We start from the raw sequence: 23473 nt of genomic DNA on the forward strand, positions 1-23473 counted from the left end.
GGTCAGACGACCAGTCCGCCGTCGATGGCGAAGACCTGTCCGGTGATGTAGGAGGCCCGCTCGCCCGCGAGGAACGACACCAGTTCGGCGACCTCCTGCGGCTCGCCGAAGCGGCCCAGCGGGATGCGGCGGGTCATCTCCTTGACGTGCTTCTCGGAGAGCCCGCCGGTCATGTCGGTGCCGATGAAGCCGGGGGCGACCACGTTGGCGCGGATGCCGGACCGGCCGGCCTCCTTGGCGAAGGCCTTGGTGAGGCCGATGATCCCGGCCTTCGAAGCCGAGTAGTTGGTCTGGGTGGCGTGGCCCTCCGCGGCGACCGAGGAGAGCGTGATGACCGTGCCCCGGCGGCGCTTCATCATGGGGAAGGCGAGCGCCTTGACGAAGTGGTAGGTGCCGTCGAGGTTGGTGCGCAGCACGGCGTCCCAGTCCTCGTCGGCCATCATCGCCAGATGGCCGTCCCGGACGATCCCGGCCGCGGTGACCAGGACGTCCACCGGGCCGAGCTGCTCCTCGGTCTGCCGCACGAAGTCCGCGACGGCGGCCCGGTCGGTCACGTCGACCCGGCGCGCGAGCGTCCGAGCGCCGTGCGCGGCGGCCGCCTTCGCGGCCAGTTCGCCGGCCTGCTCGTTGGACTGGAAACACAGCGCCACGTCGTAGCCGTCCCGGGCCAGCGTCTCCACGACGGCCCGCCCGATACCGCGCGATCCTCCGGTGACGAGGGCCACCGGCCTCGGTGTGTCGGACATGGACTTGCCTCTCTCCTGGGGAAGTTCGGACCGTTGGTTGCGGGAGTGCCGTCAGGCCAGGCGCAGCAGCAGCGCGCCCGCCGTGCCGTCGCGGTCGACGGCGGTGACCAGGGTCAGCCGATCCACCAGGCGCGGGTCGGCCTCGGCCTCGGCGAGGACGGCGGCGAGCTGGAAGGCGGCCGAGGCGGCGCCGGCGTCGCCGACCAGGGAGCGGACGGGCAGCCGGTTGCCGGTGAGGCCGTCGAGGGCGGACTCCTCCTGTTTGCCGAGCAGTCCGGGCGGGGTGCCGGGGGCGATCAGCTCCACGTCGTCCGGGGTGGCACCCGCGGCGGCCAGCACGTCGGCGACGCAGCGCTCCAGTGCCGTACCGGCCCGCGCGGTGTCCTGGAAGGCGCGGAAGCGGGAGCCGAGGACGGTGGCGAGGACCGGGCGGCCGGACTCCCGGGCGTCCGCCGCGTCCTGAAGCAGGAACAGCGCGGCGCCCTCGCCGAGCGGCTGCGGTGCGGCGCCCCCGTGGTCGGCGACCCGCTCCAGGCGGGCGCGCTGCACGGAGAACTCCTCGGCCGCGCCCGCCAGCAGCGCCCTGCCGTGCCCGCCGCGCAGCAGCCGGGAGGCGTACTGCAGGGAGAGCAGCGCGGTCGCGGCGCCGCCGGAGACGGTGACGTTGGGGCCCTTGAGGGTGTGCCGGATGGCGCTCTGCCCGGTGGGGCAGTTCATGACGGTGTTGGGGAAGCGTGCCGGGTCGACGAGGTAGGGCTTGTCACCGGTGAGCGCGTCCCGGGTGAAGTCCATGATCGACTGCACGCTGCCGGAGGTGCCGAGGACCAGCCCGGTCGACTCCGGGTCGGCGGCGAGCCCGGTGCCGTACTCCTCCAGGAGCATGCCGACCGTGGTGGCCGCGATGCCGGTGACCCGGTCCATGGAACGGGTGCCCTTGCGGCCCAGTACCGCCTTGATGTCGAAGCCGGGGATCAGCCCGGCCTCCTCGTACGGCACCGGCCAGTCGGCGCCGTCCAGCGGGGCGATCGCACGCCGTCCGGACGCGAGGCCCCCGGCGAAGGCGGCCCTGCCCAGTCCGTACGGCGAGGACACGGCCCAGCCCGATATCACCAGCTCCGCCGGCGGCGCGCCCGTTTCGGCTGCCATGGCGTCCCACTCCCCTCTGTTCTCGGGTGTCTGTGTCTGTTTCAGGCCACGGTCGGCACGGGCGCCGTGTCCCACCGGCCGAGCACCAGCACCGCGTTGTTGCCGCCGAAGGCGAGGCCGTTGTTCTGCACGACCTTCAGGTCCGCCGCCACGGCCTCGTTGGGCACGCAGTCGACCGCGCACTCGGGGTCGGTGGTGCGGTGGTTGACGGTGGGCGGGATGAAGCCGTCGCGCAGGGCGAGCGCGCAGGCGGCCGAGGCGAGGGCGCTGGCGGCGCCCATGGTGTGCCCGATCATCGACTTGATGGAGACGGTGCGCGGCAGCTCGTCGCCGAACACCTGCCGGATCGCGCCGACCTCGGTGACGTCGTTGGCCTTGGTGCCGGTGCCGTGCGCCGAGATGAAGTCGACGTCGGCCGCCTCGATCCCGGCGTTGCGGTGTGCGGCCGTGATGCAGCGGGCGATCGAGTCGCGGTCCGGGGCGACCGGGTGGCTGGCGTCGCAGGACAGCCCGTAGCCGAGCACCTCGGCGTAGATGCGGGCGCCGCGGGCCAGTGCCGACTCCAGCGACTCCATGAGCAGGATGCCGGCGCCCTCGCCGGTCAGGATGCCCTGCCGGTCGGCGTCGAAGGGGCGGCACACGTCGGGTGCGATGGTGCCGAGCCGGTAGAAGCCGGTGAAGGTCTTGCGGCACAGCGCGTCCGCGCCCCCGCACAGCGCCATCTCGACGTCGCCGGAGCTGATCGCGTCGTAGCCGTATCCGACGGCGTAGTTGCCGGCGGCGCAGGCGGTGGGGACGGTGACCGTCTCCACGTCCTCCAGGCCAAGCTCGCGCACGATCCCGGCGGACAGCCGGCCGGGCCACACCCGGCGGGCCACCACGGCGTCGAGGACGTCGTCGCCGCTGGTGACCTGCAGCCCGGTGAGGTGGTCCAGGTCGCGGGACTCGCCGTCGGTGGTGCCGACGGAGACCAGCGACCGGACCCCGCGCACCTGCTCCTCGGTGAGGCCCGCGTCGGCCACCGCCATCCGGCTCGCGGCGACCGCGAACTGGGCGGCCCGGCCGAGGTCGTCCGGGGACTGCTCGGTGATCCAGGCCTCGGGGTCGAAGTCGGTGATCTCGCAGGCGTTGGAGTAGGCGAAGCCGGTGGTGTCGAACGCGGTGATCGGCTTGGCCCCGCTGCGCCCGGCCCTGAGGCCCGCGGCGAACGCGTCCACTCCGGTGCCGATGCTGGTCACCACCCCGAGGCCGGTGACGACCACCCGGTGCCGGGCGCCGGTCACTGGGCCTTGGCCTCGGCGACCACGGCGTAGACGCCGGCGAGGTTGACCATGCGGCTCAGCTCGGACTGCTTCAGGGTGATGCCGAAGGTGCGCTCCAGGGAGGCGAGGATCTCGATGGTGCGCAGCGAGTCGGCGTCGTGCTCCTCCTTGAACAGGCTGGTGTCGGTGACCTCGTCCAGCTCCAGCTCCAGGATGTCGCAGACGATGTCCTTGATCTGGCCCTGCTCGGTCTCGTCCAGGGCGGGGATCTGCGTGGTCATGGGGTGCCTCCGTATGTGGGATGAAAGGGGGTTCCGTGGTCGATGCCGACCATGCTGGGCGGGCCGGCTATCGTTGCCCTATATCGGCCAACTCGCTCGTGTTCTCGGCGTGTTGGGGGAACGCGGTGTCGTCCTCCCAGAGGTGGGAGACCGCGCCGAAGTGACGCCGTACCCAGGCGTCGTCGTAGATCGTGTCGAGGTAGCGGTCGCCGCCGTCGGGCAGGATCAGGACGACGTTCGCGCCGGGTTCGACCCGTGGCAGGACGCTCTCCAGCGCGGACACGACCGCCCCGGAGGAGCCGCCGGCGAGGATCGCCTCGCGCCGCACCAGCCGCCGGCAGCCCACCACACAGTCCAGGTCGGTGACGTGGATGACGTGGTCGGCGTCCGCGGGGCGCAGCAGCTTGGGCCGTACCGAGGCACCGTGCCCGGGCACCAGCCGCTTGCAGCTCGCGGTCGGCCCGAACAGCACGCTGCCGACGGCGTCGACGGCGTGCACGGTGGTGGCGAGGCCCGCCTGCCGGATGTACTCGGCGCAGCCGCCCAGGGTGCCGCCGGTGCCGGCGGCCAGGACCAGGTGGTCCACCCGTCCGTCGAGCGCCTCGGCGATCTCCCGCATGGTGGTCAGGTGGGCCTGCCGGTTGAGGGGGTTGGCGTACTGGTCGGGCCAGTACGAGTCGGGGGTTTCGGCCAGCAGTTCCGCCACCCGGCGCAGCCGTGCGGGCAGCAGCTCGCCGGTGACCGGGTCCGGCTCGCGGACCACTTCGACCTCGGCGCCGTAGGCGCGCAGGATTGCGATGTTCTGCTGGGTGGTGCGGGCGTCGACCACGCAGACGAGGCGCAGTCCGAAGTACCCGCAGATCTGGGCGAGTCCGATGGCGAGGTTGCCGGAGCTGGACTCGATCACCGTGGAGCGGCCGGGCACGAGCTCCCCGGAGCGGATCCGGCCCAGCACCATGCCGAGCGCGGAGCGGTCCTTGACACTGCCGCCGGGGTTGAACCGTTCGGCTTTGGCCAACAGCCTGCCGGGAAATCCCGGGACGAGCCGTTCCAGCTCGATCAGCGGGGTTCCCCCCACCGCGGAAAGGATTCCCTTGAGTCCGGACGGCGGAGTGCCGGGGAGTCCGCCCGGCCCCGGGACAACGGCATTCCCGTCTTCGTACGGCATCTGATGCAGCCATCCTCTGCTGGGAGTTGCGGGGCGGTTTTCTATGCCAACCGACAATCGCCGGGCCGCCTATACCTCACCCATACAAGGCTGCTCAAGCAGAGATTCCAGCCATCTATAGAAGCGGCATAGCCGGCCCTCCGAATCTGGCGTGGAATCGCTCGACAGCGCCGGGACGAATGTGCTCCCGACCCACCCGACCAGGAGAGAGAGCCCCGCATATGACCGATACCGACTCCCGTATCCGTAAGGTCGTCATTCTCGGCGGCGGTACGGCCGGCTGGATGACCGCGGCCTATCTGGGCAAGGCTCTGCAGGGCACCGTGGACATCCAGGTGCTGGAGGCCCCCGCCATTCCCCGGATCGGCGTGGGCGAGGCCACCGTTCCCAATCTGCACCGCGTGCTCTTCGACTATCTCGGGATACCCGAGGAGGAGTGGATGCGCGAGTGCAACGCCAGTTTCAAGATGGCGGTGAGATTCGTCAACTGGCGTACCCCGGGCCAGGGTGAGCCCGAGGCCCGCACGCTGGAGGACGGCCGGCCGGACCACTTCTACCACCCGTTCGGCATCCTGCCGGACCACGACAACACGCCGTTGTCGCACTACTGGTTCAAGAACAAGCACGAGGGCCGCACGGACGTGCCGTTCGACTACTCGTGCTTCCGCGAGCCCCCGGCGATGGACGCCAAGCTCTCCCCGAAGTGGCTCGACGGCACCCCCTCCACCCGCTACGCCTGGCACTTCGACGCCGCGCTGGTCGCCGACTTCCTGCGCCGGTTCGCCACCGACAAGCAGGGCGTCGAGCACGTCCAGGACGAGATGGTGAGCGTCGAGCAGGACGAGCGCGGGTACGTCACCGCGCTGCACTGCAAGTCCGGGCGGGTGCTGGAGGCGGACCTGTTCGTGGACTGCTCGGGCTTCCGCGGGCTGCTGATCAACAAGGCCCTGGGCGAGCCGTTCCTGGACATGAGCGACCACCTCATGTGCGACAGCGCGGTCGCCACCGCCGTTCCGCACGACGACGAGGCGAACGGCGTGGAGCCGTACACCTCCGCCATCGCGATGTCCTCCGGCTGGGCCTGGAAGATCCCGATGCTGGGCCGTTTCGGCTCCGGTTACGTCTACTCCAGCAAGTTCACCTCGCAGGAGGAGGCGACCCGGGAATTCTGCGAACTGTGGAATCTTGACCCGGCCGAGACCAAGTTCAACCACGTCCGTTTCCGGGTCGGCCGCAACCGTCGCGCCTGGGTCAACAACGTGGTGAGCATAGGCCTCGCCTCCTGCTTCCTCGAGCCGCTGGAGTCGACCGGCATCTACTTCATCACCGCCGCCATCTACCAGCTCGCGAAGCATTTCCCGGACCGCACCTTCAACCCGGCACTCGTCGACAGTTTCAACCACGAGATCGAGGTGATGTTCGACGACACCCGCGACTTCATCCAGGCGCACTTCTACTACGCCCCGCGCAACGACACCCCGTTCTGGCAGGCCCAGAAGAAGCTGACGCTGCCGGAGAACATCCAGCAGAAGATCTCGGCCTACAAGGCGGGCCTGCCGATCAATTCCCCGATCGCCGACGAGTCCACGTACTACGGCAATTTCGAGGCGGAGTTCCGCAACTTCTGGACCAACGGCAGCTACTACTGCATCTTCGCCGGGCTCGGCCTGGAACCCGACGCCCCGCTGCCGGCGCTCGCCCACAAGCCGGAGTCCGTGGCGGGTGCCGAGCCGCTGTTCGAGCAGGTCCGGCAGCAGCAGGAGCACCTGCTGCAGACCCTCCCCAGCGCCTACGACTACCTGCGCCGGCTGCACGGCAAGTAAGGCCAGGCCCAGGACCGCACGGCGGTGCCCGCCGCTCCCCCCGGCGGCGCGGCACCGCCGGCCTCTCACGGACAGGAGTCCTCCTGCATGAGCACATCCCTGAGCACGGCGTCCCACAACCCTGACAACAGCGCCAACACCGATAACACCGATAACACCGATAACACCGACATACGCCCGCTGATGTCCTGCTTCCCGTCCGGGGTCTCCGTCGTCACGGCGCTCGACGCCGACTCCGTCCCGCGCGGGATGACCTGCAGCTCGCTGGCGAGTGTGGCCCTGGATCCGGCCACCCTGGTGGTCTGCCTGCGCACCGCGGGACCCACCCTGCAGGCCGCCCTGGACAGTGGCCGGTTCGCCGTCAACCTGCTGGACGAGCGGGCCCGGGACGTCTCCGACCTGTTCGCCTCCGGCACCGCCGACCGCTTCGAGCGCGCCGAGTGGCGGCTGCCCCTGGGCGCCGGCGGCCCCCATCTCACCGGGGCCGCGGTGGCCGTCGCGGACTGCGAGATCGCGCACACGGTCGAGGTCGGCGACCACACGGCCGTCTTCGGCCGGGTCACCGGCGTCACGCTGGCCGACGGGGGCGAGCCCCTGCTGTACGGCCGCCGCCGGTACGCCCGCTGGTCGGTGGCGACGAGCCCGCTCGCCGAGATGTCGGTACCCCTGGAAGGAGACGCCCGTGTCGGCACCCGCCTTTGACCCGGTGCCGGATCTGCTGATCGCGGTACCGGTGGTCATCGCCGCCTGCCGGGCCGGCGCAGGTCTGTTCCGGCGGCTGGGCCAGCCCCCGGTGATCGGCGAGATCACGCTGGGCATCCTGCTCGGCCCGTCGCTGCTCGGCTGGCTCTCACCGTCGCTCCAGCACTGGCTCTTCCCGCCCGCCGTGCTGCCGTACATCGGCGCGCTGGGCAATCTGGGGCTGCTGGCCTTCATGTTCCTGGTCGGCCTGGAGCTGGACCTCTCGGCGCTGCGCGGCCACAGCCGCTCCGCGGTGGCGGTCTCTCAGGCCAGCATCGCCCTGCCGCTGACGCTCGGTTCACTCCTCGCGCTCGGCATGTACGGCACGTTCGCCCCCGAGGGCGTGGGCCGGCTGCCGTTCGTCCTGTTCATCGCGGTGTCGATGAGCATCACCGCGTTCCCGGTGCTGGCCCGCATCCTCACCGACCGCGGCATGTACACCACCCGCCTGGGTTCGCTGGCGATGGCCTGCGCGGCCGTCGACGACGTGACCGCCTGGTGCCTGCTGGCGGTGGTGGCGGCGGTCGGCGCGAGCGGCTCCCTCCAGGACGCGGCCCTGACGGCGCTGTGGTCCGTGGTGTTCCTCGCGGCGATGCTGTGGATCGTACGACCGCTGCTCACGAAGGCCGCCGGACGGGCCTCGCGGGCGGTGGAGTCCACCGTCCTGGTCGTGCTGTTCAGCGGCCTGTGCCTGTCGGCCTTCGTCACCGACCGGATCGGCATCCACGCCCTGTTCGGCGCCTTCCTGTTCGGCGTGGTGACCCCGCGCGGCTCGCGCGCGGTCGAACTCTCGGCGGCCCGGCTGCGGGCGTTCACCGTCCCGGTGCTGCTCCCGCTGTTCTTCGTCAGCACCGGCCTGAAGACCGACGTCGCCCTGCTCACCGGCGACTCCACCCAGTGGCTGTGGGCGGCGGCGGTGCTGGCGGTGGCCGGGCTCGGCAAGTGGGGCGGCAGCACGGCCGCGGCCCGGCTGGCCGGCGAGACCTGGCGGGACGCGATGTCCATCGGCGCGCTGATGAACTGCCGCGGCCTGACCGAGCTGGTGGCCCTCAACCTCGGCCTCCAACTGGGCGTGATCGGACCCGCCCTGTTCACGATCCTGGTCCTGATGGCCCTCCTCACGACGGCGATCACCTCTCCTGCGCTGAGCTGGTTCCGCCGAGTGCCGACCGACGCCGGTGCCGGAGCCGAACCCGAAGCCCTCGCCGTAACGGCCGAGGCCTCTCAGAACCTTCCGGCAACCTCCCAGCCCCGGCCGGCTGAAACCAGCCCGTCCGGCGTTTGAGGACGAGGCCCGTTCAGGGCCGACAGCGGGGGTCTGGGGGCGCAGCCCCCGGGGGCGGTCACACCGACCCCGGGGGCCCACTCACGCGGCTGGCGCCAACGCCCTCTCCCGCGTCGCGGAAACCCACCGCTCCAGCGTCGCCCGAGCCGCCCCGGAGTCCACGGAATCCGCAGCCCGACCCAACGCGGCACCGATCCGCTCGGTGACCGTACGACCGCCACCCTCCTCAGAAGCCGCCAGAGCAGCAGCCGCCGACAGCAACACCGCATCCCGAACAGGCCCGGACGCACCGTCCAGCAAGCGCCGCGCCACACCCGCGTTGTGAACGGCGTCGCCACCCCGTAGCGCCTCGACCGGCGCGAGCGCGATCCCGACGTCCCGCGGATCGAACGTCTCCTGCCGCACCTGACCCCCGGCCACCGAGAACACGGTCGACGTGGTCGTCACCGTCAGCTCGTCGAGTCCGTCGTCCCCCCGGAACACCAGCGCGGTGGCCCCCCGCCGCGCCAGCACTCCGGCGACCAGCGGCAGCAGCCGCGGGTCGGAGACCCCCACCGCGTGCGCCGCGGGAGCCGCCGGATTGGTCAGCGGGCCCAGGGCGTTGAACACGGTCGGGATGCCCAGCGCCCGGCGCGCCCCCGCCGCGTGCCGCATCGCCGGATGGAAGTCGGGGGCGAAGCAGAAGGTGATCCCTGCCTCCTCCGCCACCGCGGCGACCTGCCCCGGCGGAATCCTGAGACTCACGCCGAGCCGCTCCAGTACGTCCGCGGAGCCCGAGGCCGAACTCGCGGCCCGGTTGCCGTGCTTGACGACCCGTACGCCGGCGCCCGCCGCCACGATGGCGGCCATGGTGGAGATGTTGACGGTGTTCGCCCCGTCTCCCCCGGTACCGACCACATCGACGGTCCTCCCCGGCACGTCGATGCGCACGGCGTGCGCCATCATTCCCCGTACGAGCCCTTCCAGTTCGCCGACGGTCTCCCCCTTGGCGCGCAGGGCGACCAGGAAGCCGGCGATCAGGGCGTCCGGGGCGCTGCCCCGCATCACCTGGTCCATGACCCACGCGGTGTCCGCGCCGGACAGGTCACGGCCGTTCAGAACGGACCCGAGCAGTGCGGGCCAGGAGCGTTCCGTCCGCTCCGTCTCGGTGCCTGTGCTCACAGATCTCTCCTTCGGTCCGTGGTCGGCCCGTCGCCCCGACTAGCTCCAGGGGTCCACGCCGCCGGTGCCCAGCTTCACGGTGACCCCGTCGCCGGAGACCACGACGCCGGCCTCGATGACCCCGTCGGCGACCGCGGCCGGCCGCGGCCGCGGCTGCGCCTCGGCGTGGTCGACGCCGGCCACCGCGGTGAAGACGGCGCCCGCGGTCAGCACGGCGAGGACGAGGGCCTGGAGCTTGTTCTTCCGAGCGGTCTTGACGAGCTGCATTTTCGTCTCCCGTTGGGTTTTCGTTGCTGCGGTTCGTTCCGACAGCAAGAAATCTATGGGGGTGCCGCTTCGCTTTATTATCGGCCGAGCTTCGCCTCTGCACGACCGACGATAACGATGATATACATGCAGGTCAGAGGCGGTCCCCGGGAATACGGACCACCGAATTCCGATATCCTGGAAGGCGAATCGGCACCGGTACGAGTAATTCCGCACCCGGTGCCGTTAATTCCGCTCGTCAAGCGACCCGCTCCACCGCCGCCGCGCCCCTCAGGAAGTTCTCCAGCAGCCGCAGCCCGCCGAGGGTGGTCACCGACTCGGGATGGAACTGGACGCCCTCGACGGGCAGATGCCGGTGTCTGAGGCCCATGACATATCCGTCGTCCACGGCCCGCGCGGTCACCGTCAGCTCCTCGGGCAGCGGTTCGGCGACGATGAGCGAGTGGTACCGGGTGGCGGTCACCTCGGTGCCGAGCCCGGCGAACACCCCGGCCCCGTCGTGGGTGACCGGGCTGGTCTTGCCGTGCTTGAGCCGCTCGGCGACGGCCACCTCGGCCCCGTAGGCGAGCCCGATGGCCTGGTGGCCCAGGCAGATGCCGAGCAGCGGCACGCGCCCGGCGAAGGCGTGCACCAGCTCCACGTGCCCGGAGTCGGCCGGATGCCCGGGCCCCGGACCGAGGACCACCGCGTCCGGCGCCCCGGCCAGCAGCTGCTCCGGTGTGCGCGTACCCGAGCGCACCACCTCGGTGTGTGCCCCGAGGGTGCGCAGGTACTGGTCGATGATGTGGGTGAAACTGTCGTAGGCGTCGACGAGCAGGACGTTCACGGAAGCAGCTCCTCACCGGTCAGCGCCCAGTAGGCGGCGCCCATCTTGTGCAGCGTCTCGCGCCACTCCGCGTGCGGGTCGGAGTCGGCGACGATGCCCGCGCAGGCCTGCGTGGAGTACGTCGTCCCGTCGTGGGCGACGGTACGGATGCACAGCGCGAGCCGGGACCAGCCGCGCACGTCGACCAGGCCGACGGCACCGGCGTACATCCGCCGCGGCTCGCTCTCCAGCTCCTCGATGATCTCCATGGCGCGGATCTTCGGCGCGCCGGTGACCGTGCCGGCCGGGAAGGTGGCGCGCAGCGCGGACCAGGTGTCCTCGCCGGGCGCGAGCCGCCCCTCGACGGAGGAGACCAGGTGGAAGACGTGCGAGTAGGTCTCGACCGTCATCAGCCGCTCGACGGCCAGCGTGCCCGGCCGGCTCACCCGGCCGATGTCGTTGCGGCACAGGTCGACCAGCATCACGTGCTCGGCGCGCTCCTTCTCGCTGGCCCGCAGTGCCTCGATGCGGGGGCCGTCGACGGCCGGGTCGCCGCTGCGCGGGGTGGTGCCGGCGATGGGCCGCATCACGATCCGGTCGCCGCGGGTGGCGAACAGCACCTCGGGGCTGGCGCCGATCAGGGTGGCCCCGCCGCGCGGCACGAGGTACATGTGCGGGGACGGGTTGCGGTGCCTGAGCCGCCGGTAGACGTCGAGCGGGGCCAGGTCGGTGGTGACGTCGATGCGGTGGCCGATCTGGATCTGGTAGATGTCCCCGACCCGGATGTGCCCGAGGCAGCGTGCGACGTTCCCCAGAAACGTTTCCTCGTCGGTGCTGTCGTGCACCGCGTGCGGCACGGGCGCCTCGGGTACGGCACCGGGCACCGGCCGCAGCCGGGCGACGGCCCCCGCGACCGTGCCGGGATCGGCGGGCGGGAAGTCCTCGCTGTGCGCGGTGCGCAGCGCGACGGTACCGGTGGCGCCGTCGTAGTGGACGACCTCGCGGAACAGGGTGAGCACCAGGTCGGGTCCGCCGTCGGCGGTGCGGTGCGGCAGCCGCTCCATGTGCCAGGCGGCGCCGTATCCGACGGTGGCGAGGAACCCGAAGGCGTAGGTGTCCGCGGGTACCGCGGTCTCGACGGCGAAGGTGCGCTCGGCGGCCCGCAGCAGCTCCCACACCTGGTCGCCGGAGGCGAGCGCCCGTGCCCCGCCCGGCAGCGGGGCGAGGTCCAGGGCGTCGGCGGCGGCGAGCAGCGCGTCCACGACCGGTGCGATGCCGTCGACGGTGACCCGGTCGGCGTGCACCTGGAGTTCGGCGAGCCGGCCGTGGCCGACGAGGGAGTCCCCGCCCTCCTGTTCGGGCGCCTCCAGGCTCTCCAGGAGGAACACCTCGCCGTCGCCGAGGCGTTGGCGCAGGGTGTCGTACAGGGCGAGCGGGTCGTGCGGGGGCAGCGGGGTCTCGTCGACGCGGACGGAAACGGGCCGGCGCCGGGCGCCGGCCGCGTGGGGCGGTGGGTCGAGCAGGGTGGTCACGGGTGGGGCCCCTTCCTCGGGGTGGTCCGGTCAGGAGTGCGCTCAGCCGTAGCGGCGCAGCTCGTGGAAGAAGTCCGGCTGGACGGCGAGTTCGCCGGAGGCGTGCAGGGTGTCGTACACGTGCTTGCCGAGCGCGAGGTCGAGGACGCCGAGGCCGAACGGGGAGAAGAACACCGGCCGGTCGGCGGGTACGGCCCGCTCGCCGGTGAGGACGTCGTACAGGGTTCCGTCGATGAAGTCCCGGCCGCCGGTGAGCTGTTCGGCCAGGTGCGGGGAGGTGTCGGCCTTCAGGCAGTGCTCGATGTCGTCGACGAAGTTGGCGCCGGTGAGGATCACCTCGGGCGCGAGGTCGCGCAGCGACACGTGCAGCACCAGCGGGTGGTGGCCGAACCAGCCGGGGTCGGTGATGTGCGGGGTGCCGGCGATCGTGGCGAAGACGATCAGGTCGCTGCTCCGGACCAGGTCCTCGGCCTTCTCGTGCACGGTGACGCGGCCGCCGTCCGCCGCCCCCTCCAGGTAGCCGGCGAATCCGGCCGCGTGCTCGGCCGAGAGGTCGTGCACGCCGATCTCGTCGAACCGCCGGCCGGTACCGGCCAGGTACTGGTGGACGTAGCGGGCGATGAGCCCCGTGCCGACGAATCCGACCCGCCGGGGCCGCTCGCCCCGCCCCCGGCTCAGCGCGTCCGCGGCCAGCGCCGCCGAGGCCGCCGTACGGGCCGCGCTGATGATGGAACTCTCCAGGCAGGCCAGCGGATAGCCGGTGTCGTGGTCGTTGAGGATCAGCACGGCGGAGGCGCGCGGCAGTCCGGCGGCCACGTTCTCGGGGAAGCTGGAGATCCACTTCAGCCCGTCGACGCGGTTGTCGCCGCCGAGGGACGCGGGCAGGGCGATGATGCGGGAGCTGGGCCGGTCGGGAAAGCGCAGGAAGTAGGACGGCGGATTGACGGTGTCACCGGCGCCGTGGACGCGGTACGCCGTTTCGATCAGGCCCACCACCTCCTGGTACCGGCCGTCGAGTACCCGGTGGACCTGGGCCCCGGAAATCACCGCGAAGGAAGGCGCCTTGGCAACGGGCGGCATCTTGTACTCCACACTTCGGCTGACGTCTGTCCCAGCCGAAAGTAGGCACGTCCCTTATCGGCTGATTATTGGGCGTCTACATCACGTGCTGCGGTACGGATCGCGTGCTGCGGTACGGGAAGTGCTGCGGTACGGATCACGTGCTTGCGGTGCGGATCACGTGCTGGCGGTACGGGACGTGCACGAAACGGCTCTCAGCCGGAAGCGCCCTGACCGGGCCCCTCGTCCAGCCGGCACAGCAGCCGCTCGGCCTGCGCGCGCCAGCGGGGCGAACCCGTACGCAGGAAGACGGCGTGGGCCGCGCTCGCCCGCTCCCGGGCGGAGTCGAGCCGGCCCTGGCGGCAGCGGGCCTCGCCGAGGACGAGGTTGATCTGGCCGTCGACGAGGGGGCTGTCGATGCGTTCGACGACGTCCAGGGCCTCCGTGAGGGTGGCCTCGGCGGCGTCCACGTCACCCGCGCCGAGCCGGGCCTCGCCCAGACCGAGCAGGGCGTAGGCGAGACCGACCAGATCGGACTTGGCCTGCACCAGCTCGATCACCTGCAGAAACGCTTCTTCTGCCTTCGGGAAATCGGACCGCGCCAGATGCACCCGGCCGAGCCGGTGGATGGTCTGCGCGACGCCCCGCTTGCTGCCCCGGTCGATCGACTCCATGACGCGCACGGCCTCGACCCCCAGCTTCATCGCCAGCTCGGTGTTGCCCCGCTCCAGCTCGATCTGGGCCATGTTGTCCAGCGCGTGCGCCTCGGAGGAGATGTCGCCGACGGTGCGGAAGATCTGGCCCGCGCGCTCCAGCCGGGTCATGGCGAGGTCGAGGTCGCCGCTGAACCGCTCCAGGATCGACAGGTTCCGCAGGTTCAGCGCCAGCCCGTGCGGCTCACCGGCCTGCTCGAACAGCTCCATCGCCTCGGTGTACCGGGCGTGCGCCTCCCCCAGCCGCCGGTAGGACTGGGCGACCCCGCCGAGCTGGTGCAGCATGGCCGCCTGACCGCGCAGACTGCCGCTGCGCCGGGCCGCCTCCAGCGCGACCTCGGCACACTCCCGCCAGTCCTCCAGATAGTGCCGGGTCTCGAAGAGCACGGCGGCGGACACCGTCAGATCCCAGGCGAGGTCGTCCATCTCCAGCTCGGCCGCCTGCGCCACCGCGGCCACCAGCGACAGCCGCTCGGCCTCCAGCCACTCCAGCGGCGAGGAGAGCAGTTCGTCGGTGTGGATACGGTCGAGGGGGCGGCGCGGCGCGGGGCTGTGCACCACGCTGAAGTGGCCGCCGTACTCCCGCCGGTGGGCCTCCTCGGCGAGGGACAGCCAGGTGCGGAAGGCCCGCTCCCGGGCCGCCCGCTGCTCCGGCTCCGGCTCCTCGGCCTGCGCCCGCTCGCGCGCGTACAGCCGCATCAGGTTCTGCAGCCGGTAGCGCAGCCGGCCGGTCGCGTCGACGCCGACGACCTCCAGGAACTGCGCGTCGACCAGGTCCTCCATGAGCCGCTCGGCGTCCAGCACGTCGACGTCGAGCAGCGCACCGCCGACCCAGGCGGCGAAGTCCGGCACGTCCAGCAGGCCGAGGCGCCGGTAGAGCCGGGCCGCGTCGTCCGGGAGATAGCGGTACGACAGCTCGAAGCTGGCCCGCACCTGTGCCGCGCCCTGGCTCAGCTCGTCCAGCCGGCGCCGCTCGTCGCCGAGCCGGGCCACCAGGTGCCGTACGGTCCAGTGCGGCTTGGAGGCGAGCCGGGCGGCGGCGATGCGCAGCGCCAGCGGCAGCCGGTCGCACAGGTCGGCCAGGCGCCGGGTGTCGGCGCGGGCGGAGTCGATGCGCTCCTCGCCGACGATCCGCCCGAGCAGCTCCACCGCGTCGTCCCCGGGCAGCACCCCGAGGTGCACCCGGGCGTCCTGCGGCCAGGTGACCAGCTCCTCCAGCTGCTCCCTGCTGGTCACCAGCACGGCACAGCCGCCGCTGCCCGGCAGCAGGGGCTGGATCTGGGCGAAGGAGCGGACGTTGTCGAGCACCAGCAGCACCTGCCGCTCGGCGAGCACGCTGCGGTAGAGCGCGACGAGGTCCTCGGTCTCGGTGGGGATCTGGTCGCTGGGCACCCCGAGCGAGCGCAGGAACCTGCTCATCGCGTCGCGGGCCGGTGTCGGCTCGTGGTGTTCGTCGTAGCCGCGCAGGTCGGCGAAGAGTCGGCCGTCCGGGAAGTGCTGGGCGGCCCGGTGCGACCAGCGCACGGCGAGACCGGTCTTGCCGACCCCCGCGATGCCGGTGATCAGCCCGATGGCGGGCCCGTGCTGGCGGTCGCGGCCCGCCACCAGCGTGTCCAATAAGGCGAGTTCCACTTCCCGCCCGGTGAAGCCGGGGACGTCTGGCGGCAGTTCGGAGGGGACGACGAGGGTGTCGGCACGCAGCGCGTCGCTCGCCGGTACGGCCGGGGCGGGCGCCAGCGAGGGGTCGTCGCGCAGGATCGCGTCATGCAGTCCCTGCAGGTCCGGGCCCGGTTCCATGCCCAGTTCCTCGATGAACTGGGCGCGCGCCTCCCGGAAGGTGGCCATCGCCTCGGCCCGCCGCCCGGACCGGTACTGGGCGAGCATCAGATGGTGCCGGGTCCGCTCCCGCAGCGGGTGTTCGCGCACCACGGAGGTGAGTTCGGGCACCAGGTCGTGGTGGTTGCCCAGTTCGAGCTGGACGGCGGTGGCGTCGTCGTAGGCGTTGAGGCGGTGGCCCTCCAGGCGGGCCGCCTCGTCCTCGACCAGGGAGCTGGAGATACCGGCGAAGGCGGGCCCGCGCCACAGCGCGAGGGCCTGGGTGTAGCACCCGGCGGCCTCGGCGTGCCGCGCCTGCTGCACGGCGGTCTCGGCGGTCTTCACCAGCCGGGTGAACTCGAGCACGTCCACCGAGTGGCCGTCGGGTCTGAGCACATAGCCCGGGTGGGCGGTGACGATGATGTCCTCGGCCGCTCCGTGACTCTTGAACGTCTTGCGCAGTGCGGCGATCACGATCGCGATCTGGGTGCGGGCGGTGGCCGGCGGGCGGTCGTTCCAGACGGCGTCCACGAGAGTGTCCACCGGGACGATCCGGCCCGAATTGAGCAGCAGCAGAGCGAGCACCGTTCGCTGACGCGCACCGCCGATCGGCAGACTTCGGCCTTGTGACGTCACCGTCACGGGCCCGAGTACCTCGAACCTGAGCCGCTCGCCCACGGATGTTCCCCCAGAACTTCCATCCCTACGTCCCGCCAGGTGGCCCAACGGACGACAATACCCGAGAAAGTGAACTTGCCCCCCACCGATTTCACCGGTCGCACCATTCACGGGGCACGCCATTGCGAAATCTGTGATTCCCCTTTTACTTGCTCAGTCCACACATTTCAGGAATGCGAATTCGCACACCACACCCTCCCCCGATTCCCCTCATTGTGTGAACATGCTGACCCCGAGCACAAGTTCCAGGACGGGCCACACAGGGCTTCACTGCCGCACAGCAGTTCGGCACCGAGTGCCTGGCCGCCCCGGAAATGCGTGGCACCGGAGCCGGCCGTGGCCCGTTCACACCCCGTACGTGGTAATTCCCCGCGCCTTCCGCCTCTTCACCCCCTTTCTCCCCGCATCGTCGATCCGTGAAGAACCCCCACCTCATCGCCCCCCTCCTGGCCGCCGCCCTCCTCCTGCCCCTCCCCCCGGCCCACGCCGCGCCCCGCTCACCCGGCAACGGGTGCACCGCACCGGGCTGGGCCCCGACCGCCACCCGGATCGACGCGAAGGACACCCACCACCCGTACGTCGGCAACGGCTACCTCGCCGCCCGGGTCCCGCCCACCGGCACCGGATACGCGGCCACCGGCGAGACGACCGGCTGGCCGCTGTACACCCCGCGCTACGACGGCACCTTCGTCTCCGGCCTCTACGGCCGCGGTCCCGAGAACACCGCCGGCCGCGAGGCGCTCGCCGCGCTGCCCACCTGGACCGGGCTCGACGTGACGGCCGGCGGCGAGACCTACGGCGCCCGCAGCCGGGTCGGCGGATACCGGCAGACGCTCTCCCTGCGCTGCGGCTACCTCCGTACCAGCCTCACCTGGACCGGCGCCGACGGCCGCCGAACGGACCTCACGTACGACGTCCTCACGTCCCGGGACGACCCGCACACCGGCGCCGTACGGCTGCGCGTCACCCCGCACTGGGACGGCGAGCTGACCCTCACCGACCGCATCGACGGCCGCGGCGCCCGCCGTGTCACGCGGACCGGCGCGGGGCCCGTCGACGCGCGCACGATCGGCGTGGCGTTCCGGACCGACGGCACCGGGACCGACGGCGCGGTCGCGTCCACGTTCGAGGCGCCGAGCGGGCGTCTCCGGCACCGCGGCGGCGGGAAAAGCGAGTTGAGTGCCAGTCAGGCCGCCACCCTTCCGGTCCGCTCCGGGCGCACCTACACCGCCACGAAGTACGTCGGCGTCGACACCGCGCTCACCTCCCGCGACCCCCGCTCCGCCGCCCGCGCCGCCGCGCACCGGGCCGCCGGGCGCGGATGGGCGGCGTTGCTCGGCTCGCACGAGGACGCCTGGCGTGCTCTGTGGGACGCCGACATCGAGGTGCCAGGCCACCCCGACCTGCAGCTCTGGGTGCGCTCGGCGCAGTACGGTCTGCTGTCGTCGCTGCGTGCGGGCGCCCGGGACAGCATCGCCCCGGCCGGGCTGACCAGCGACAACTACGCGGGCATGATCTTCTGGGACGCGGAGACGTGGATGTTCCCGTCGCTGCTCGCCACCCGCCCCGAGCTGGCCCGCCCGGTGCTGGAGTACCGGTACCGCACCCGCGCGGCCGCCGCCGAGAACGCCGCGAAGACCGCCGTGAAGGGGCTGTTCTACCCGTGGACGAGCGCGAGCCACGGCCGGCTGTGGAGCGAGTGCCAGAGCTGGCAGCCGCCGCACTGCGTCACCCAGAACCACCTCCAGGGCGACATCGCGCTGGCCGCCTGGCAGTACTACCTGTCCACCGGTGACCGGAAATGGCTGCGGGAGCGGGGGTGGCCGCTGCTCGACGGGCTTGCCCGGTACTGGGCCTCGCGGGTCACCGCGAACGCCGACGGCTCGTACTCCGTCGAGGAAGTGGCCGGTCCCGACGAGTACAGCAACGGCGTCACCGACGGCGCCTACACCAACGCCGTCGCCGCGACCGCGCTGCGCGCCGCGACCGACGCCGCCCGGGTGCTGGGCAGGCCCGCCCCGGCCGACTGGCGGCGCATCGCCGGACGGCTGCGCATCCCGTACGACCCCCGGCGCAAGGTCTTCCTCCAGTACGACGGCTACGACGGCTCCCCGATCAAGCAGGCCGACACCGTGCTGCTCGTCTACCCGCTGGAGTGGCCCATGCCGGACGGCGCCGCGGCCGCCACGCTCGACTACTACACCGCGCGCACCGATCCGGACGGTCCGGCCATGACCGACTCGGTGCACGCGATCGACGCGGCCGCGATCGGCGAGCCGGGCTGTGCCGCGTACACCTTCCTGCGGCGCGCCTACCAGCCTTTCGCGCGGGGCCCGTTCGCGCTCTTCTCGGAGTCGCGCGGCGAAAAGGCGGGAGCCTCCGACCCGCTCGCCGGCTCGCCCGCCCAGGACTTCCTCACCGGCAAGGGCGGCTTCCTGCAGGTCTTCACCCACGGCCTGACCGGTCTGCGGCTGCGCGCCGACGCCCTGCACCTCGACCCGACGCTGCCGCCCCAGCTCATGGACGGCGTGCGCCTGTCGGGGCTGCGGTGGCGCGGGCGGACGTACGACGTCGGGATCGGGCCGGAGACCACCACGGTCCGGCTGCGCTCGGGTGACCCGATCCCCCTGGACACCCCCGAGGGCCGCCTCACGCTCTCCGGCACGGTCACCCTCAAGACCCGCCGCCCCGATCTCGTCCCGACCCCCGACCTGGCCCGCTGCCGGCCGGCGGCGGCGACCTCGGCCGAGCCGGGGCTGTACCCGGAGGCGGCCGTGGACGGCAGCCCGGCCACCGTCTGGTCCCCCGCCGCCGAGCGCGCCGCCCTCACCGTCGACCTGGGACGGGAGGTGAACGTCGGCACGGTCCGGCCGACGTGGCAGAAGCGGCCGGCGTCGTCCGCCGTCGAGGTCTCGGCGGACGGGCGGGCCTGGCACCGGGCGGACGGGACCGCGGTCCGGTACGTGCGGGTGAGCGTGCGCGGGGAGGCGGTGGCGCTGGCCGAGCTGGACGTTCGGGCCTGACGGTCGGGACCGGCCCCGGCTCGACAACCCGGGTCAAGGTGGCGCTCGTTGCCCTACCGTGTCCGTATGGCGCTGCATCACCACAGTGACGGTCCTTGGCGCGTGAGGGTGGACGACGAGGAAGGCACGCCCTGTGGCGCCGGAGTGCTGCTCGACGACCGGCATGTGCTCACCTGCGCCCATGTGGTCGGTGACGCCGGAGCGGCACCCGGGGGCATCACGTCCCACGTGCGGATCAGCAGTGTGGCGTGCCGCCCGGAGTGGTCCCGCACCGCGCAGGTGGCACCGGGCACGTGGGTGTACGAGCCCGGCACGCAGCGCGGTGACGTGGCACTGCTCGAACTCGACGAGCCGGCCGACTGCGGCATCCGGACCACGCTGTGGAAGGCACCCATCTCCGGCGGCACGGTCCAGGTGTACGGCTTTCCCGATACCGCACCGTTCGGCATGGGGACGGACGCGCGGCTGGCGGGATCCGGCCACCGGCAGGGCGAGTGGGGTCTGCTGAAGCGGGTGCGCGCGGGCGACCCGTGGATCGAGCCGGGGTACTCGGGCGCCGGGGCGATGGCGGTGGACGGCGAGTTCGAAGGCCGCGTCATCGGCATCGTGGTGGCCGACTTCGTCGACGGTGACGCGAAGGCGGCCTGGATGCTGCCGACCGAGACGATGCTGACGTATCTGCCCCGGATCCGGGAGTTCACCGGCGGTGACCGCACTGACGAACTGGGTTCCTCGCACGGTGAGTTGCCCGGCGATGTGCTGGGCGACCCGCTGCGGCTCGCGCTGACGCAGGAGTTGACCCGGCTGCTCGACAGCGACTGGTCCGGCACCGTCGTCGTCGGCACCGGCGGTACGACCGCCGTGGGCGACTCCTGGCTCGTCCGTCTGGTGCGGACGGCCGATCCGGCGGCCCGGGCCACCGTCACCGACGCCGAACTCACCGGCGCCCCCGGGGACACGGTCCTCGGGCTCGGCGCCATCGACGCGGCCTACGACGCGCGCGGCAAGTCGGTGGCCGACGTCAGCGGCTACCTCACGGGCCGGTTCGGGCTCCCCGGCGGGGACGCCCACGAGGTGCGGCGGCAACTGCTGCGCCGCAGGCCGCCCGCCTGCCTGGTGGTGGGCGGCGTCGACCGGGCCCAGGACCCGGAAGCCCTCGTGGAGGAGCTGCTGGGGCAGCTGGCCGCCCGCGCCCGGTCGCGCGGCGTCCGCCTCGTCCTCGGTTTCGAGGGAACGCCACCGGCCGACCTCGCCTACGACGTCTCCCTCGACCCCGAACCACTGCGCGGGGACGCCGCCCGGGGCGTGACCGCCGCCGAGGTCCAGACGGTCGTGGGACAGCTCGCCGCCGCGGAGGACACCGCGTCCGCGCTGCAACAGGAGTGGGGCGTACGCTTCTTCGCCGCACCCCGGCTGCCGACCCGCGCCGCGCCCCGGTTACGGGTCCGGCTGGCCGTGGCCCGGGCGACGGAGCCCAACCCCGAACTCACCGCGGTCCACGACCGGGCCGTCGACGCCCGCGCCGCCCTGGCCCGGTTCGACCACGACCTGCGCCGGATGATCGCGACCTACCAGGACCTCAGCGCGGGCCTGGAACTGCACCGCGTCCGGGCCGCGCGGTACTTCGGCGACGAGGACCGACGGCTCGCCGAGCAACACGCCCCCGCCGCCCGCGCGCTGCGGACCGAGCCGATCGACCTCGTTGCCGCGCGCAAGCTGGTCGGGCGCTACACCGACGAGGTCAACCGACGGATCGAGGAAGGGTGACGCGTACGGATGAGCCGTCAGATGTGCAATCGCCCCGACTGCGGGCGCGGCGAGATCGACGCACAGGGCTTCTGCGACGTGTGCGACCGGCAGCCGCTGCCGCAGGACGACGCCGCGTCGGCGGACCGCGCCCCGGAACCGGAACCGCCGGCGCGGGGCGGCGCGCGGGTCGGCGTGGCGCACGTACGCCCGGACCCCTGGTACGGCCTCGGCCTGGTCGACTCCGATCAGGCCCCGCAGGCCCCGGACGCACCGCTGAACTCGTCGGACCCGGTCGCCGAGGACCACCGCTTCTGCGCCAACCCCTCCTGCGGGCAGCCGGTCGGCCGGGGCCACGACGGCGAGCCGGGCCGGACCACCGGCTTCTGCCCGCACTGCGGCACCCGTTTCGACTTCGCCCAGCCGAGCGGCCTCACCATCGCCGGTCGCTACGACGTCGCACGCGTCCTCGGCTCGGGGGCGTACGGCGCCGCCTACCTCGCCCACGACCGCAACCTCGCGACCCACGTCGTCCTCAAGGCCCTGAACAAGTCGGTCGCCAAGACCGCCCGGCACGAACGGGACGTCCTGGTCGAGCTCCGGCACGACAGCATCGTCCGCATCCTGGGCTACGAGCACGAAGGGCCGCACCTCGTCCTGGAATACGTGCCGGGCGTTCCGCTCTCGGCCCGCGACGGCGACCGCCTCGAAACCCTCCTCGCACACGGCGTCCGCATCCTCCAGGCGCTCGACTACCTGCACGCCCGGGGCCTGCTGCACTGCGACGTCAAACCCCTGAACATCATCCGCTTCCGGGAGGAGAGCCCGGCGGGCGCGCTCGACCGGGTGCGGCTCATCGACTTCGGCGCGGTGCGCAGCCAGACGAAGGACACCGGGCCGGTCGTGGCGTACACGAGGGCGTTCGCGCCGCCGGAGACCGATCCGGAACATCTGCGCCCCACCGCCGGCTTCGACCTCTACGGGCTGGGCATGACCCTGCGCGAGGTCTGCCGCTCCCGCTGGACCGACCGCTCCACACCGGGCGTCGACTCGCTCCACCTGCTGCTGGACCGTGCCACGGACCCCGGGCGACCGTGGCGGCGGTTCGTGTCGGCACGGCAGTTCGCCGAGCAGCTCAGCGGTGTCATCCGGCAGGTCGTGGCGGCCCCGCCGACGCGCCGTCAGGTGGCCCGGCCCTCCGCCCTGTTCGGCTCGATGCCCGAGGCGCTGCACGGCGGGCTGGGCGCGGCCCGCCCCCTCGCCCACTGGGTCGAGGCGCAGCCGGACGAGGAAGCGCTGCTGAAGATGCCCGCGCCGTTCTCCTCGCCGGATCCCGGCGACGTCGCGGCAGCCCTCCCGGCCCCCCTGTCCGATCCCGACGACCCGGATGTCACGGGCCCGGCCGACAGCGCGCTGGCCGAGAGCCGACTCGCCCTCCGCAGAAAGGACGCCGCATCGGCGGCGGGACAGCTCGCGGCGGCAGCCCTGCCCGACTGGCACTGGCTGCCCGACTGGTACTGCGGCCTGATCGCGCTGGCCGACGGGCGCCCGAAGCGGGCCTCCGTCGTGTTCACCCAGGTGCGCAGGGCACTCCCCGGCGAGCTGCTGCCGCAACTCGCCCTCGGCCTGTGCGCCGAGCTGCGCGAGGACCGCGCGGTCGCGCGGGCGCACTACAGCACCGTCTTCGACACCACCCCGGCCCTCGGCGCGGCCGGCTTCGGCCTGGCCCGCGTCCTTCTGCTGGCCGGCGAGCGCGCGAAGGCGGTGGACGTCGCCGAACAGCTGGCCAAGGAGTTCCGCTACGAGCGCGAGGCACGGGTGGCGGCCGTACGCCTGCGCGTCATGGTCCTCGCCGAGCCGGACCACCCGGCGCCGACCGAGGACGACGTGGCCCGGGCCAGGGCCGCCCTGCCCGGCCTCGACGTGGACGAGGCGGCGGCCGCCGCACTGCGCGCCGAGATCCAGTACGCGGAGTTCCTGCGCACCCACGACCGGCTGAAACTGTCCGACGCGATCCGCGCCCTCGGCCCGCACGCACCCACCGAGCGCGAGTACGTCGCACTGGTGGACCTGGCGAACCGGCTGCGTCCGGCGCTGAGATGGAGATGGTGGGGAAAGCGTGGCAGAACCGGTCATTCCCGTTTCGGAGCAACACCCGGGGGGCTAAGCTCCTGATACGTTCCGTCGAGGACGTCAGCACGCTCCGTAGGGGAACACGCAGC

17 protein-coding genes are annotated in these 23473 nt (G+C 72.4%); 6 read left to right on the top strand and 11 right to left on the bottom strand.

The window, feature by feature from the left end; translation table 11 throughout:
• Positions 1-2: 2 nt before the first annotated feature.
• From fabG to sbnA, 5 genes are all read right to left on the bottom strand, one after another.
• Complete coding sequence (gene fabG, locus BEK98_RS05080; protein ID WP_094215166.1) at positions 3-746, bottom strand: 3-oxoacyl-ACP reductase FabG; 744 nt, start codon at positions 744-746, stop codon at positions 3-5.
• A 51-nt stretch (positions 747-797) separates the two neighbouring features.
• Positions 798-1892 (bottom strand): beta-ketoacyl synthase N-terminal-like domain-containing protein, encoded by a 1095-nt coding sequence (locus BEK98_RS05085; protein WP_208643011.1) that lies wholly within the window; start codon positions 1890-1892, stop codon positions 798-800.
• A gap of 41 nt (positions 1893-1933) precedes the next feature.
• Positions 1934-3175: a beta-ketoacyl-[acyl-carrier-protein] synthase family protein gene (locus BEK98_RS05090; RefSeq protein WP_094215167.1), complete on the bottom strand. Its 1242-nt coding sequence runs from the start codon at positions 3173-3175 to the stop codon at positions 1934-1936.
• Complete coding sequence (locus tag BEK98_RS05095) at positions 3172-3435, bottom strand: acyl carrier protein (RefSeq protein WP_094215168.1); 264 nt, start codon at positions 3433-3435, stop codon at positions 3172-3174. Before BEK98_RS05095 ends, BEK98_RS05090 begins: the two co-directional genes overlap by 4 nt.
• Before the next feature lie 67 nt (positions 3436-3502).
• Positions 3503-4513: a 2,3-diaminopropionate biosynthesis protein SbnA gene (gene sbnA, locus BEK98_RS05100; RefSeq protein ID WP_244201752.1), complete on the bottom strand. Its 1011-nt coding sequence runs from the start codon at positions 4511-4513 to the stop codon at positions 3503-3505.
• A gap of 311 nt (positions 4514-4824) precedes the next feature.
• Here sbnA and BEK98_RS05105 point away from each other — a divergent pair, with 311 nt between their 5' ends.
• From BEK98_RS05105 to BEK98_RS05115, 3 genes are all read left to right on the top strand, one after another.
• The gene (locus BEK98_RS05105) at positions 4825-6426 is read left to right on the top strand and encodes a tryptophan halogenase family protein (RefSeq protein WP_094215170.1); all 1602 of its coding nucleotides are present in this window, start codon (positions 4825-4827) and stop codon (positions 6424-6426) included.
• Positions 6427-6513: 87 nt separating this feature from the next.
• The gene (locus BEK98_RS05110) at positions 6514-7128 is read left to right on the top strand and encodes a flavin reductase family protein (RefSeq protein ID WP_167444091.1); all 615 of its coding nucleotides are present in this window, start codon (positions 6514-6516) and stop codon (positions 7126-7128) included.
• Positions 7109-8452 (top strand): cation:proton antiporter, encoded by a 1344-nt coding sequence (locus BEK98_RS05115; RefSeq protein WP_094215172.1) that lies wholly within the window; start codon positions 7109-7111, stop codon positions 8450-8452. Before BEK98_RS05110 ends, BEK98_RS05115 begins: the two co-directional genes overlap by 20 nt.
• A gap of 81 nt (positions 8453-8533) precedes the next feature.
• On the opposite strand, the gene trpD is transcribed toward BEK98_RS05115, so the two are convergent.
• From trpD to BEK98_RS05145, 6 genes are all read right to left on the bottom strand, one after another.
• The gene (trpD, locus tag BEK98_RS05120) at positions 8534-9613 is read right to left on the bottom strand and encodes an anthranilate phosphoribosyltransferase (RefSeq protein ID WP_094215173.1); all 1080 of its coding nucleotides are present in this window, start codon (positions 9611-9613) and stop codon (positions 8534-8536) included.
• 39 nt (positions 9614-9652) lie between these two features.
• The gene (locus BEK98_RS05125) at positions 9653-9880 is read right to left on the bottom strand and encodes a hypothetical protein (RefSeq protein WP_094215174.1); all 228 of its coding nucleotides are present in this window, start codon (positions 9878-9880) and stop codon (positions 9653-9655) included.
• A 238-nt stretch (positions 9881-10118) separates the two neighbouring features.
• A complete protein-coding gene (locus BEK98_RS05130) occupies positions 10119-10706 on the bottom strand; it encodes an anthranilate synthase component II (RefSeq protein ID WP_094215175.1) in 588 nt (195 codons plus the stop codon).
• Complete coding sequence (locus BEK98_RS05135; RefSeq protein WP_094215176.1) at positions 10703-12217, bottom strand: anthranilate synthase component I family protein; 1515 nt, start codon at positions 12215-12217, stop codon at positions 10703-10705. Before BEK98_RS05135 ends, BEK98_RS05130 begins: the two co-directional genes overlap by 4 nt.
• A gap of 42 nt (positions 12218-12259) precedes the next feature.
• Complete coding sequence (sbnB, locus tag BEK98_RS05140) at positions 12260-13297, bottom strand: 2,3-diaminopropionate biosynthesis protein SbnB (protein ID WP_094215177.1); 1038 nt, start codon at positions 13295-13297, stop codon at positions 12260-12262.
• A 194-nt stretch (positions 13298-13491) separates the two neighbouring features.
• A complete protein-coding gene (locus BEK98_RS05145) occupies positions 13492-16482 on the bottom strand; it encodes an AfsR/SARP family transcriptional regulator (protein ID WP_094215178.1) in 2991 nt (996 codons plus the stop codon).
• 416 nt (positions 16483-16898) lie between these two features.
• Between BEK98_RS05145 and BEK98_RS05150 the strand changes: the two genes are divergently transcribed.
• The 3 genes from BEK98_RS05150 to BEK98_RS05160 all read left to right on the top strand — a co-directional run bounded on the left by BEK98_RS05150 (position 16899) and on the right by BEK98_RS05160 (position 23426).
• Positions 16899-19505, top strand: coding sequence for a glycosyl hydrolase family 65 domain-containing protein (locus BEK98_RS05150; protein ID WP_094215179.1), 2607 nt, complete (start codon positions 16899-16901; stop codon positions 19503-19505).
• A gap of 66 nt (positions 19506-19571) precedes the next feature.
• Entirely contained in the window at positions 19572-21272 is a 1701-nt protein-coding gene (locus BEK98_RS05155) for a trypsin-like peptidase domain-containing protein (RefSeq protein WP_094215180.1), read from the top strand.
• A gap of 9 nt (positions 21273-21281) precedes the next feature.
• Positions 21282-23426 (top strand): tetratricopeptide repeat protein, encoded by a 2145-nt coding sequence (locus BEK98_RS05160; RefSeq protein WP_094215181.1) that lies wholly within the window; start codon positions 21282-21284, stop codon positions 23424-23426.
• The last annotated feature ends 47 nt before the right edge of the window (positions 23427-23473 follow it).

This window comes from Streptomyces diastatochromogenes, assembly GCF_002242805.1.
In the GTDB taxonomy this organism is placed as follows: Bacteria; Actinomycetota; Actinomycetes; order Streptomycetales; family Streptomycetaceae; genus Streptomyces; species Streptomyces diastatochromogenes.